Source organism: Mesorhizobium sp. GbtcB19, from assembly GCF_019091085.1.
In the GTDB taxonomy this organism is placed as follows: domain Bacteria; phylum Pseudomonadota; class Alphaproteobacteria; order Rhizobiales; family Rhizobiaceae; genus Mesorhizobium.
In genome coordinates this window covers 1-13,312 of record NZ_JAGXJY010000042.1, presented here as the reverse complement: position 1 = coordinate 13,312, position 13,312 = coordinate 1, and the positions used below count along the sequence as shown (strand labels likewise).

The window sequence follows — 13,312 nt, the reverse complement described above, 5'->3', positions numbered from 1 at the left end:
GGAAGCTCCTGGTCGTCCTCAACGCCATCATCAGGGACAAAATCGCATTCGCATGAACACAGTTGCCATTCCGTGACCTCGCGCGAAAGGCAGAGGCGGCGCAGAACAGAGGTCGTTCTGCATCGCTGCAACGCTCATAAGTAACGGAATGGATCCTCGGGTCTGCGCCGCGTCGCTTCGCTCCTTGCTCCGCCCGTGGATGACGAAGCGATCGGTTGGCGCTTGCTAAACGCGCGATGCTTCAGCCCCCGTAGAGCATTTCATCCTGCAGGCGCCGCAAAGCGTAGAGCTTCGTCGTCCGGTCCGGCGCAGAATTCTGCGCCGTCAGCAACTCGCCTTTCCTGACAGGCTTCAGCACCTTACCGCCTTCGAGCAGCCCGACCGGCAGGGCGCGATTGGCGCGGGCATCGGCCACGGTCATGGTCCAGGAGCGGTAGCAGGTCTCACCGATGGCATCGAAGGTCTCGCCGGCGGCAAGGTCGCGCTTGGCGACGGCGCAGACTTCCGCCACGGGCTTCGGCAGGGGCACCATGTCGGGTTTGCCAGAAAGCATGATGCGGGCGGCGGTGAGCGGCACCTCCAGCGAGGTCAGATGATAGGGCCGGAACAGGCCGTAGTAAGGGCCCTTGCCGACATGCAGATCGTCCATGCGCTCGACGACGCGCGGATGCATGGCCTCGACGATGACGAAGACGCCGGGCGCGACGCCCTTGCCGATCGTGTAGTCGACCACGCCTTTTCTTGACAGCAGGCCGCCATCCTCCTTCGGGACCAGCACCTTGGCCAGCTGGTCGCGATCGGCCCTGGGGCCGTGCATGCCGGGAACATCCGGCACCAGCCCGGTGGCGTTGGCGATGGCGCACATCTCGACCATGGTTTTCGAGCCGTCGACGAACTCGACCAGCATGCGCGGGTTCATATTGCGGCGTTCAGCCTCCTCCCGGTAATCGTCCGGGACGGCGTCGTGGTTGAGCGGGTTGTTCTTGCCCTTGCCGGCCGAGACGATGGTCAGCCCGAGCGCCGAGGCGAATTCGATCAGCTCCATGCAGCTTGACGGCTCGTCGCCCGCGCCGACCGAATAGACGACGCCCAACCGGTCGGCCTGCTGCTTGAGGTAGCAGCCGATGGTCACGTCGGCCTCGACATTCATCATCACCAGATGCTTGCCATGCTCCATGGCCATCAGGTCGAAATCGGCGGCGACGCCCGGTTTGCCCGTCGCGTCGATGACGACGTCGATCAACGGGTTGGTGACCAGCATCTCGTTCGAGGTGATGGCGATGCGGCCGGCCTCGATCGCCTGGGTGACCCGGGAGGCGGTTTCGGCCTCGGCGGCCATCGCCTCGTCGCCATAAGCGATACGGATCGCCTCGCGGGCGGTGTGCGGGCGCCGCGTGGAAATGGCCGCGATCGAAATGCCGGGCATCAGCATGCCCTGGGTAACCAGATCGGTGCCCATCTCGCCGGAGCCGATGACGCCGACGCGCACCGGCCTGCCCTCGGCGGCTCGTCTGGCGAGGTCGCGGGCAAGTCCGGTCAGGGCGACATTGGTCATGCAACAAGGTCCACGCTTTTGCCTCCGGCTCGCATTACAGGGAACGATCCCGGTTTGCCAACCAAAGCAGACGGGCATGGCGATTTCTTGCGCATGCTTTGCAAAACCGCAGCAGATTTTCCCAGAAAGCCGCGACCTTCTGGCTTTCGCGGCGCGACCGGCTAATGTCGGACGAGCTGACGCAGGGGGAGGCTGGAAATGACAGGTTTCACGCCGAAATTCGATCTGAACGGCAAGATGGTGCTGGTCACCGGCGCGACGCGCGGCATCGGCCGCGCCTGCGCGCTCGCCTGCGCCGGCTCCGGCGCCGACGTGATCGTCGGGGTGCGCAGCGCCGCCGACGGCGAGGAACTCGTCGCCGAGATCGAGCGTATCGGGCGCAAGGCGCTCGCCGTACACATGGACCTGACCGATCTTGCCACGGTGCGCAGCGCAGTGGCGCAGGCGCACGCCGCCTTCGGCCGCATCGACGTGCTGGTCAACAATGTCGGGCTCGGGCCTGAAAACCTGGCCGAGAACGTCACCGAGGCGGATTTCGACCTCACTGTCGACGTCAATTTGAAGGGCACGTTCTTCACCACGCAGGCGGTCGGCCGGCTGATGATCGCACGGAAATCCGGCCGCATCATCAACATCAGCTCGCAAGCCGGCACGGTGACACTGAAAGGCGAAGCGATCTATTGCATGTCGAAGGCCGCGATCAACCATCTGACCCGCTGCCTGGCCGCCGAATGGGCGCAGCACGGTATTACCGTCAACAGCGTCGCGCCGACCTTCATCTGGACCGACGGCACCCGACCCTCGCTCGCCGACAAGGATTTTCACGAGCACGTTCTCGGACACATCCCGCTCGGCCGCATCGGCGACCCGATCGATGTGGCCGGGACCGTGGTGTTCCTGGCGTCGCCGGCGGCGTCGCTGATCACAGGCGCCAATATCCTGGTGGATGGCGGCTGGTCAGTGGCCTAGGGCGCTGTTCAACTGCCTGGACGCGACCCGCGCGGTTCGATCGGATCATGCCGCGCCGTCTGAAATATGCCTTGGCTGGCCGCTCCACGAATCGTCGTTGGTTCCGGATAATTAACCATAGCGGCCTGTTTTGGGCGGACAGCCCCTCGCTAGCGGCACTCGGTTCTGTGCCATTTTTGCTACAGGCATTGGCTCTAATGCCCTGAATCACCCTTTTAAGTGGTGCCTAATCCATTATGCGCTCACATCCCCGAAAAATCTGATAGATACTGGCCGCAAGCTCCGGTGGCAGGCTTGGGCAAATGAGCGCCAATAAAAACAAAATGGCGCGGGGATAGTCACGGGGTAGAAATGACCAGGACGGGTAAAATTACCGTCGGCTGGCGGTTTGCGCTTGTCGTTACGGTGTCGATGCTAGCTTGCGGTAGCGCCAGCGCACTCACGCTCAAAGAAGCCGTTGCAGTCGCTGTGGAATCCAATCCGGAGATTGGACAGGCGATCGAAAACCGCGAAGCGATTGAATTCGAGCTGCGTCAGGCAAAAGGCCTGTATCTTCCAAGCGTCGATCTGGAAGGGTCGACCGGCGTTCGCCGCCTGGACAATGACACAAGGCGCGCGCTCGACGAATCCCACGACGCTCTCTATCCGAACGAAGCCGACCTCACTGTCTCGCAGACGCTCTATGACAGCGGCGCAAGGCGGGCCGAATTGAACCGCCAGGCCTCGCGGGTCGATGGAGCTTCGTTCCGGGTTCTGGAACGGTCCGAATTCATCGGGCTCGCGGTCGTCCAGGACTATCTGGAATACATGCTGCAGGCTTCGATCGTGGCCGAGGCCAAGAAGAACCTTGGCTTCCATCAGTCCATTCTCAGTGACATCAAGCAAGGCATCGCGGGTGGCGCGCTCAACGACGCCGACCGGCAGCAGGCCGAGGAACGCCTCTTTGCCGCCAAGGCGCGGATGCAGGAGGCGACCGAGGAACTCGAGGCGGCCAAGATCCGCTTCTTCAAGAATGTCGGCAAGCCGCTGACCAGCGCGTCGCGGCCGGCCGATGTCTCAGCCGCCCTGCCGCGGTCGTTGGACGATGCGATCGGGCTCGCCAGGCAGAACAATCCGCGCGTGCATATGGCCAACAGCGATATCGACGCAGCGGCTTCGCTGGTCGATGCGGCGCGGGCGAAATACGGCCCGACGATCACCGCCGAGGGTGTTGCCCGAGGCGGATATGACATCGACGGCGACAATGGCGACACGAGCGACCTGCAGGCCCGGGTGGTGCTGCGCTGGAACCTCTATCGCGGCGGCATCGACAAGGCCAATGAACAGGAACAGATCCGCCGCACCAGCGAGCAGCGCCTTGCACTGCACCAGGTGCAGCGCGAGATCGAGGAAGCCGTCCGCACCTCCTGGGACCGCCGCTTCCGCCAGGCCGAGCTTGCAAAGACGCTGCGGCAGCAGGCAGCCACCAATGAAAAGCTCGTCGCTTCCTATCGCGAGCAGTTCAAGGTCGGGCAGCGCTCGCTGCTCGATGTGCTCGATGCCCAGAACACGCGCTTCAACACCGCGACGCTGGCCGACACGTCATCCTACGCGTCACTGTTTGCACAATACCGGTTGCTGGCCGCAACCGGGGAATTGCTGAAGACGCTCAACATCCAGCCGGCCAAGCAGGCGGACGCCTATGCGCGGACGGAGTTCGGTGTGCCGGCAACGGCCGATACCGAGACCTATGCGCGGACGCCGTCAGAACAGAAGAACGATCTGCCGTTCGACATCCTCGCGCCGGTCAGGAAGAAGTAGTTAATGTAAGTATCGATCTTGAGTCCTTCGGGGCGGATCGTGAACCAGCAACCGAATATCCTTTCGCCCAAGGAGGCCTTCAAAGCCTGCTTCTGCGCTGTTGCGGCCTATCTCGGCAGGCCGAGCGCGGAAACAGTGCTGTTTGCCGGCGTGCCGATTTCGGACACCCGCATCGAGCCGGACGAAATCCGTCACCTGGCCGAACGCATCGGCCTCGAGGTCCAGGATTTCAGCCATCGCGACTTCCTGCGCGGCCGCTTCGATCTTCCAGCCATCGTCTTCCGCGTCAGCCAATTGCCGGTCGCTCTCCTGGCGGAGACGGAGGGCGGGCAATATCTGACGGCGCCGCAGGAAAACGGCCGCACCACGATCGACAGATCGGAACTCGCCGATAGCTACATCAGCGGCGGCACGTCCTTTTCGATCACCTATGCCAACCAGGCCGAAGAGATGACGGTCGGCACAGCCGCGCGGATCGAAAGGCGTCACTGGCTTACCGGCACCATGGGGGCGTTCTGGCGCACCTACTCCAAGGTGGTGCTGTCGGCGGTCTTCATCAATCTGCTGGCGATCGCCTCGCCGATCTTCACCATGAACGTCTACGACCGCATCCTGCCGAACAAGGCGATCGCAACGCTCTGGGTGCTGGCGCTCGGCATCGGCGCGGCCATCCTGTTCGACCTGCTGCTCAAGACGGCCAGGGCGTCGCTGATCGACTATGCTGGTCGCAAGGCGGATCTGCGGATTTCCTATCTGCTGTTCGAAAAAGTGCTGAACTCTTCGCTTTCGGCCCGACCCGGGTCGACTGGCGAGTATGCGAATCGCGTCACGCAATATGAGTTCGTGCGCGAGTTCTTCACCTCCAACACCATCAGCGTCTTCATCGATACGGTCTTCGTCTTCGTCTTCCTGGCTGTGATCTACGCCATCGGCGGCTGGCTGGTGATCATACCGGCACTTGCCTTCGTCATCTCCGTCATTGTCGGGCTGATCACGCAGCGGCGGATCGGCAAGCGGGTCGCCGCCTCGATGAACGAGGCCTCGCAGCGCCAGGCGCTGCTGGTCGAATCGATTTCCACGCTGGAGACGATCAAGTCGCTGCGCGCCGAGGCCTACCTCCTGCGCAAATGGGGCGAGCACTCGAAGAACGCGGCCAACACCTCCGAGAAGATCAAGGAGCTCTCGTCGGCGGCGGGCAACATCACCGGCGCCATCCAGCAATTCGTGACGGTCGCCCTGGTCGTGGCCGGCGCCTATGCGTTCTCGGAAGGCCAGATCTCGACAGGCGCCATCATCGGCACCGTCATGCTCGCCGGCCGGGCAGTGTCGCCGCTCGGCCAGATCGCCATCACGCTTGCGCGGTTCCGGCAGGCCATGCTGTCGCTCAGGATCATCAACACGATCATGTCGCAGCCGGAAGATCGCCCGGACACGGTCGGTTTCGTCAACCGGCCGATCCGCAGCGGCGCGCTCGTCTTCAAGAATGTCGGCTTCGCCTATCCGGGCACGGAAAACGAGGTTCTGAGCGGGCTCAATATCGCGGTCAGGCCCGGCGAGCGGGTCGGCATCATCGGTCGCATCGGCTCCGGCAAGACCACGATGGGCCGGCTGATCGGCCGACTTTTCCTGCCGACGTCGGGCGAGCTGCTGCTCGACGGCATCGACATCCGCCAATACCATCCGTCGGAGGTTCGCGCCGCGGTCGGCATCGTCGCGCAGGCCGGCGATCTGTTTTCGGGGACCATCAAGGAAAACCTTCTGATGGCGGCACCGGAAGCGACCGACGAAGAGATCATCGAGGCGGCGAAAGCCGCGGGCGTCGACGACTTCGTCTCGCGGCATCCGCGCGGTTACGACATGAATGTCGGCGAGCGGGGCACCAATCTGTCCGGCGGACAGAGGCAGGCGGTGGCGATCGCGCGGCTGCTTTTGACCAAGCCGAAAATCGTCTTCCTGGACGAGCCGTCGGGCTCGATGGACCTCGCGTCCGAACGGCAGTTGATCAAGCAGCTCAAAGTGGCGTTCGACCGTGACACGACGCTGATCGTGTCGACCCATCGCTACAGCATGCTCGAACTCGCCGACCGTCTCATCGTCATCGACCAAGGCCGCGTCGTCGCCGACGGACCAAAGGAACAAGTCATCCAGGCATTGCAGAAGGGCAATGCCTGACCGGAACGCTTAGACATGCTTGCAAAGGAAGATCGCCCGCCCCTTTTCGCCTCGGCGTCCGTCTACATCGTAGGCGCGCTGTTCGTGTGCTTCACGGCGTGGGCATCGTTTGCCGAGGTCGATGAGATCGCGCGCGGCGACGGCAAGGTGATCCCCGCTTCGAAGACGCAGATCATCCAGGCCAGCGAACCCGGCGTGGTGCAGGAGATCGCCGTCAAGATCGGCCAGACCGTCAAGAAGAACGACCTCATCATCCGTCTCGACAACTCGGGGAACACATCGAGCCTTGGCGAAGAGAAGGCCAAGGCGCGGGCGCTGCAGGCGCGCATCGCGCGGCTGCAATTCGAGCAGAGCGGCAATGTCGAAGGGGCGTTCCCGTGCCCGGCGGAGATCCAGAAGGTCGCGCCGGAAATCTGCGACAACGAGCAAAAACTGCTCGTCGCGCGCCGTGACAATTTCGAGGTGAAACTCTCCGTTCTCAAATCGCGCCTCGATCAGCGCGAGAAGGAACTGGACGAGGCCACCGCCAACGCCGACCGGCTGTCCAAGAGCCTGGCCGTCACCGACCAGGAAGCGGCACTGGTCGAACCCATGGTCAAGAAAGGCCTCATGGCCAGGACCGAACAGATCCGTGTCGAGCGGGAACAGACCGACCTGCACGGACAGCTGACCCTTGCCGGAGAGACGATCAAGAAGAGCCAGGCGGCAATCACCGAGGCGCAGCTTCAGGTGAACGAACTCGGCCTGCAATTGCAGCAGGAAGCGCTGAGCGACCTGACGCAAGCGCTTGCCGATCTTTCCGTGGTCGACGAAACCATCCGCGGCGCCACCGACAAGGTAGCGCGCACCGACATCCGCTCGCCGGTCGACGGCATCGTCAACACGCTCGACATCAACACGCTCGGCGCCTTCGTGCAGCCGGGCGCGGTGGTGGCCGGCATCGTGCCGACCTCCGAGACGCTGCTGGTCGAAGCGCGGGTTTCGCCGCGCGACGTCGCCTTCATCCAGCCGGACCAGGAGGCGCTGATCAAGGTTACGGCCTATGATTTCTCGATCTTCGGCGGCATCGAGGGCAAGGTGTCCAACATCACCGCCGACAGTCTCGTCGACCAGAAGACCGGCGAGCCCTACTACCAGGTGCGGGTCGCCACCGAGAAATCGACGCTGACCAGAAACGGCAAGACCTACTCGATCATCCCCGGCATGATCTGCTCGGTCGACATCAAGACCGGACGCAAGACGATCCTCAATTATCTTTTGAAGCCCATCAACAAGGCGCGTCAGGAGGCGATGAGTGAGCGATAGCGCCACCCAGCCCGACACTCCGCGCGAACGGCTGCTGCCGGCGCTCGTGGCCGAGGATTTCGGCCCGGAGTTCCGGGTCGTGGCGCGCGGCGGCGTGCGTCGCGGTATCCGGCTGGAACGCGCCTTCTGGGTGTCGCTGAAGCAGATGGCGGAAAGCCGCAAATGCACAATCGGCATGCTGGTCGAGGAGATCGCCGAGCAGCATCCCGACCACGGCAATCTCACCTCGGCGATCCGAGTCGCCTGCATGCGCGGCCTTGCCGAGGAAAGCATGGAACTGCGCAAGCTCGCTTCGATCCGCACGATCAACGCGATCCTTATCGCCTGCCCCTCGCCCGCCTTCGCGCTGTCCTCGTCGAAGAAGATCCTGGCTTTCAACACACCGTTCCAGCAACTGGTCAGGCGTCAATTGCCGAGCGCGCCCGGCGAGGATGGGCGGCAGGACCTGAAACTGGCGCTCGACCTCAACGTTCCCGACATCTTCGCCCGGCTCGACGCCAATGGCGATACGCCCGTCAGCACCGGCTTCGTCATCGGCGCCGGCGACCGCCGTTATCGCGGCCAACTCAGCGCCGTGCGCGCGCCTGTCGCGGAGCCCGAACTGCTAATGGCCTTCGTCTTCAACGGCTAGTGCGTTTTGCGTGGACGTTGAACGCTCCGGCTACTGCCTCAGGTTCGAAGCGACCGATGGTTCCGGCGAGCCTTCGCCGGGCGCTACTGTCGCGAAGCCGCCGGCGATGTCGGCCATCTGCGCACCGGATTTCGAGCCATGGATCCAGGCACGATCGGTGCTGAAGGAATAGAGCGGAACATAGTCGGGCAGATCGCTGTCGCGCATGACGGCGTTGCTGAGGCTGTCGAGAATGAAGGCGCCGCTTCCGGTGCTCACCGACAGAACGGCATGGAAGAACTTGCGGCGGCGATCCTGGAGCACCACCAGCGACATGCTCTGCGCCGGGATGCCGGCTCGCAGCAGCGCTGCCATCTTGAGGATGGCGAAGTCCTCGCAATCGCCAGCGCGATGCTCGAGGACTTCCGAAGGTTTCGCCCAATAGTCGAGCTTGCCGTAGACGACGCTGTCCTTGCGATAGGCGATCAGGCGGTTGATGCTGCTGTTGACGAAGGACATCTTCTCGCGAAAACCTTTGTTCGCGGCAATGTTGATGATCTCGGCGAAAGCCGGGCTCTCGCGATCACAGGGGCTGCCCGCGGTGCAGTCGACGATGGCTTTGTAGACGGGAGCCCAGCGCGCCGCGACCGGGAAATTACGCATCGACAAAGCGACGGAGCCGAAAACACCGGGGATGATCGCAGCGGTGTGGATCGGGTCGATCCCGGCATCCGGCGCGACGGTCGAAACCTCATCGAGTGCCGGCGCATAGCCAGCCGAAATCTCCGCGATCCGGTAGGCGGCGGCCGGCTGCCAGGGCTGCGGCCGGGCCAGTGAAACGCCGCCCAGGCTGGCCGGTGCAATCAGCGTTTGCAGGGCTGGATCCGCGGCTGAATTCGGGCTCGCCGATGATGGATCTGCTGGAACGGCAAGGCCGATTGCCAGCAAGAATATCTTGATCCCCGTCATCCCCGGAGCTGCTTTTTGTATTTTCATAACGCCCACCTTTGACTGTGGACGCTATCAATCTTGTCTCAAATTATCGGAAATGAAGGTGGGTAAATTTGAGCGAATCACCCTGTTCTAGTTTCAATCAAATTTTATTCAAATTTATACTTTCATTTACCAAACTCGCGACGCGAGCAACGGCCAATTTCAAACTCCTTAAGGAAAGGCATATCTGGATATATCATCAGGATTTACCAAGTGTAAAAAATGCGAATCTCTACATATTGCAGTATATGAAATAGATTGATGGTCTGTTGCAAAGTCCCCGCCCCGCATGTCTCTTTCCGGGAAATGCCGGAGGGGTTTTGGCTATGACGAACACTATCGAATTCGACGCCGTTTCAAATTCCTGGGACGAGCACACCAGCGCTGGTGAAAATCACATCCCGACGGGGGTCCAGGTCGCGCAGGCGACAACCGGCCAGGCGGCCAGCGAGCCGGTGCCGGTCGATGTCGGCGGCGGCGCTCCGGCGCAAGGCGCCGCCAATGCTCAAGGGGCAAACCAGCCGGCGGGCGATGCGAATGCCCCCGCCTCCAATGCTCCGGCTTCCAATCCAGCGAACGCCCCGGCCGCAAACGCGCCGGCAGGCAACGCACCGGCGGCGAATGCGGCGGCTACGAATGTTCCGCATGAATATCACGCCGAAGCCGGCAATGTCGTGAAACTCCCGGCCAACGTCTCAATCGACAACATCAAGGTCGACGGGCACAACCTCGTGCTGGTACAGCCCGACGGATCCGAGATCGTCATCAAGGACGGTGCGCTCAACGTGCCGACCTTCATCCTCGGCGACGTCGAGGTGCCGCGCGTCGCCCTGATCGCCGCTCTTGAAGCAAGCCATGTCGATGTCGCTTTCGGCGCCGACGGCTCGATCTCGGCCGGCGGCAACGGCTCGCCAAGCAGCGCGGGCGGAAATTTCGAACAGCCTCCCGGCGGCATCGGCGACGGCTTCGGCCTCACCGCCCTCCTGCCGCCGACGGATCTGTCGTTCGGCCAGCCGGAGCACCGCGACCTGTTCCCGGGTCTCGTGCGCGAGAATTCCACGCCGACGATCCTCGACCTGACGCCTTCCGTCGACGGCGGCGATACCACCGTCAACGAGAAGGGTCTGGAGACCGCCGGCGCGACGGGGTCCGGCGAAGCGGGCACCAGCAGCGCGGTCGACAACGACCCCTCCGAACACAACACCGGGACCTTCACCATCAATTCGCCCGACGGCATCGGGTCGGTGGACATCAACGGCCAGGTGATCTCGGCCGCCGCGCTCGCCAACAGCGGGACGACGCCGATCGACATCACGACGCCGCTCGGCAACACGCTGACCATCAACGGCTACGATCCCGCCACCGGCCAGGTGAGCTACACCTACACGCTGCTCCATAGCGAACCTCATCCCGGCGCGGGAACCGATTCCATCTTCGACAACATGACGGTGACCGTCACCGACTCGGACGGCGACGTCTCGCTTCCGGGCACGCTCTCGGTTCAGATCGTCGACGACGTGCCGACGGCGAACCCGGACGCCAACAGCGTCGCGGCAGGCAGCCATGCGGAGATCGCGGGCAACGTGATGACGGGCGCCGGCGAGACCGACCCGGCCACGAGCGCGGACGTGAAGGGCGCCGACGGCGCCAGCGTGACCTCGGCATATGGCACGGGTGCGCCGCAGGATGTGACGTCCGCCGTCACCGGCACCACGATCGCAGGCCAGTACGGCACGCTGACGCTCTATTCGGACGGCCACTACACCTATGACCGCGCGGCGAACACGCCCGGCGGCGTGAGCGACGTGTTCCACTACACGCTTACGGATGGCGACGGCGACCAGTCGAGCACCACGCTGACGATCAATATCGGCAACGAGCCGCCGAAGCTGGGCGACATCCCGGCCGCCGGCGCCGACGGCGCGGTCGTCAACGAGGCGGGCCTCGCGACCGGTACGCTGCATGACGGCTCGAACGCGACGAGCGGCACGATCTCGTTCTCCTCTCCGGACGGCGTCGGCTCGGTGTCGCTGGGCGGCAATGCGCTGTCGAGCGATGCCGGCAGCCCGACCGTGTTCACGGCGGGTCCGGGGTCGAACGGCCAGGTGAGCGCGTACTACACCTATGATAGCGCGACCGGCACCGGGACCATCCACTACACCTACACGCTGACGGCGGACTATCTCGCCGCCGCCGGCGACAATGGCCCCAACGTCGAGGCCAATCCGAGCTTCGCGGTCACGGTGACCGACCTCGACGGCCAGCCCGCATTGGGCACCCTGACGATCAACGTCATCGACGACGTGCCGACCGCCAAGGCCGACACGGATGCGGCGCAGTCCGGCGAGACGGTGACGGGCAATGTCGAGACCGGCACGAGCGCGCATGGCACCGGCGCGGCGGACACCGCCGGAGCCGACGGCATCGCGTCGATCGCCTGGACCGGTTCGGTCACGAGCAACGGCGTGACGACAGTTACGGGCACCTATGGCGTGCTGACGGTCCAGGCCGACGGCAGCTACAGCTATCACGCCAACCCGAACGCGGCGACGGGCAGCGACGTCTTCACCTACACGATCACCGACGGCGACGGCGACACCTCGCCGGCAACGCTGACGATCGACGTGACAAACGGCCAGCCGCAGCCGGTTCCGGCCACGGGCCAGGTCGACGAGGCCGGTCTGGCGACCGGTTCCAGTCCCTCGGTTCCCGCCACACAGGCCACCGGCACGCTGACGCTTGGCGATCCGAACAGCCCGGTCGTGACCGGCGCCAGCGGCACGGGCGGCTCGGGCGCAGCCGACGGCTCGACCCACATTCAGGGCACATACGGCTATCTGACGATCGACAGCTCAGGTCATTACACCTACATCTTGACCACCAACGAGATCGACGCAAGTCATACCCAGGGCGCCAACATCGAGCCGGTCACGGACGCGTTCACCTATACGGTGCAGGACGCCTTCGGCAACACCAACACCTCTACCATCACCATTTCGATCAAGGACGACGTGCCGACGGCGAAAGCCGATACGGACGCTGCGCAGTCCGGCGAGACGGTGACGGGCAATGTCGAGACCGGCACGAGCACGCACGGCACTGGCGCGGCCGACACGGCTGGCGCGGACGGCATCGCGTCGATCGCCTGGACGGGTGCGGTCACCAGCAACGGCGTGACGACGGTGACGGGCGCGCATGGCGTGCTGACGGTCTACGCCAATGGCGATTACAGCTATCAGGCCAACCCGAATACGCCCACCGGCACCGACGTCTTCAACTACACGATCACCGACGGCGACGGCGACACCTCGCCGGCGACGCTGACGATCGACGTGACCGGCAGCCAGCCGCTGGTGAAGCCGGAAGTTGCGGCGGTCAACGAAGCGGGCATCGACACGACGCCGCCGGCCGGCGACCTCGGGCCCGGCACGGTGGACGGCTCGCATGCGGGCGACGGCTCGGAGACGACGACGGGCACGCTGACCTTCTTCGACCCCGACGGCGCGACCGTGACCGGTGTTCAGGCCGGCAGCATTGGCAACGACGTCACCGGCAATGTGGGCACCAACATCAATGGCACGTACGGCATCCTGCATGTCGACGCGGACGGCAACTACACCTATACGCTGACCAAGCCGGAAGCGAATGTGCCGGCCGGCAACGACGGCGCGAACTTGCAGCCCGGGCAGGACGTGTTCACGTTCACGGTAACCGATAGCTTTGGCAATACGTCCACCTCGACAATCTCGATCAACATCACGGACGATGTTCCTACGATCGCGCTGAGCGGCACGCCGGCGCCGACGCTGAACGTGGACGAGAGCTACCTGGCGGCGGCCACCAACGGCATCAACGGCTCGGGCACCGGCCCGGCCGGCTCGACCACCGACACGCAGAGCTTCGCCGGC

Annotated in this window: 8 protein-coding genes; 6 read left to right on the top strand and 2 right to left on the bottom strand. The window is 63.9% G+C overall.

Going from position 1 to position 13,312, the window contains the following annotated elements; translation table 11 throughout:
• Positions 1–241: 241 nt before the first annotated feature.
• Complete coding sequence (locus KVT37_RS31285) at positions 242–1,555, bottom strand: NAD(P)H-dependent oxidoreductase (RefSeq protein ID WP_217578882.1); 1,314 nt, start codon at positions 1,553–1,555, stop codon at positions 242–244.
• Between the two features lie 198 nt (positions 1,556–1,753).
• On the opposite strand from KVT37_RS31285, the gene KVT37_RS31280 reads away from it, so the two are divergent.
• The 5 genes from KVT37_RS31280 (at position 1,754) to KVT37_RS31260 (ending at position 8,432) form a co-directional block, all read left to right on the top strand.
• The gene (locus KVT37_RS31280; RefSeq protein ID WP_217578881.1) at positions 1,754–2,524 is read left to right on the top strand and encodes an SDR family NAD(P)-dependent oxidoreductase; all 771 of its coding nucleotides are present in this window, start codon (positions 1,754–1,756) and stop codon (positions 2,522–2,524) included.
• A 411-nt stretch (positions 2,525–2,935) separates the two neighbouring features.
• Complete coding sequence (locus tag KVT37_RS31275) at positions 2,936–4,324, top strand: TolC family outer membrane protein (RefSeq protein ID WP_254634387.1); 1,389 nt, start codon at positions 2,936–2,938, stop codon at positions 4,322–4,324.
• Positions 4,325–4,363: 39 nt separating this feature from the next.
• Positions 4,364–6,496, top strand: coding sequence for a type I secretion system permease/ATPase (locus KVT37_RS31270; RefSeq protein WP_217578879.1), 2,133 nt, complete (start codon positions 4,364–4,366; stop codon positions 6,494–6,496).
• Positions 6,497–6,511: 15 nt separating this feature from the next.
• Positions 6,512–7,801 carry an HlyD family type I secretion periplasmic adaptor subunit gene (locus KVT37_RS31265; RefSeq protein ID WP_217578878.1) on the top strand — a complete coding sequence of 430 codons (1,290 nt, stop codon included), beginning with the start codon at positions 6,512–6,514 and terminating at the stop codon, positions 7,799–7,801.
• Entirely contained in the window at positions 7,791–8,432 is a 642-nt protein-coding gene (locus tag KVT37_RS31260) for a ribbon-helix-helix domain-containing protein (protein WP_217578877.1), read from the top strand. The genes KVT37_RS31265 and KVT37_RS31260 overlap by 11 nt, the downstream gene beginning before the upstream one ends.
• Positions 8,433–8,462: 30 nt before the next feature.
• Here the strand turns inward: KVT37_RS31260 and KVT37_RS31255 are convergent, their stop codons facing one another.
• Positions 8,463–9,380, bottom strand: coding sequence for a transglutaminase-like cysteine peptidase (locus tag KVT37_RS31255; RefSeq protein WP_306797040.1), 918 nt, complete (start codon positions 9,378–9,380; stop codon positions 8,463–8,465).
• Between the two features lie 350 nt (positions 9,381–9,730).
• Between KVT37_RS31255 and KVT37_RS31250 the strand changes: the two genes are divergently transcribed.
• Positions 9,731–13,312 (top strand): VCBS domain-containing protein (locus tag KVT37_RS31250; protein ID WP_217578875.1); only part of this gene is annotated, 3,582 nt, incomplete at its 3' end.

What these genes read in the sequence shown, in the direction of transcription:
- KVT37_RS31285 (WP_217578882.1), bottom strand. Translation starts at nt 1,555, where the DNA reads ATGACCAATGTCGCCCTGACCGGACTTGCCCGCGACCTCGCCAGACGA.
- KVT37_RS31275 (WP_254634387.1), top strand. Translation starts at nt 2,936, where the DNA reads ATGCTAGCTTGCGGTAGCGCCAGCGCACTCACGCTCAAAGAAGCCGTT.
- KVT37_RS31255 (WP_306797040.1), bottom strand. Translation starts at nt 9,380, where the DNA reads ATGACGGGGATCAAGATATTCTTGCTGGCAATCGGCCTTGCCGTTCCA.
- KVT37_RS31280 (WP_217578881.1), top strand. Translation starts at nt 1,754, where the DNA reads ATGACAGGTTTCACGCCGAAATTCGATCTGAACGGCAAGATGGTGCTG.
- KVT37_RS31265 (WP_217578878.1), top strand. Translation starts at nt 6,512, where the DNA reads ATGCTTGCAAAGGAAGATCGCCCGCCCCTTTTCGCCTCGGCGTCCGTC.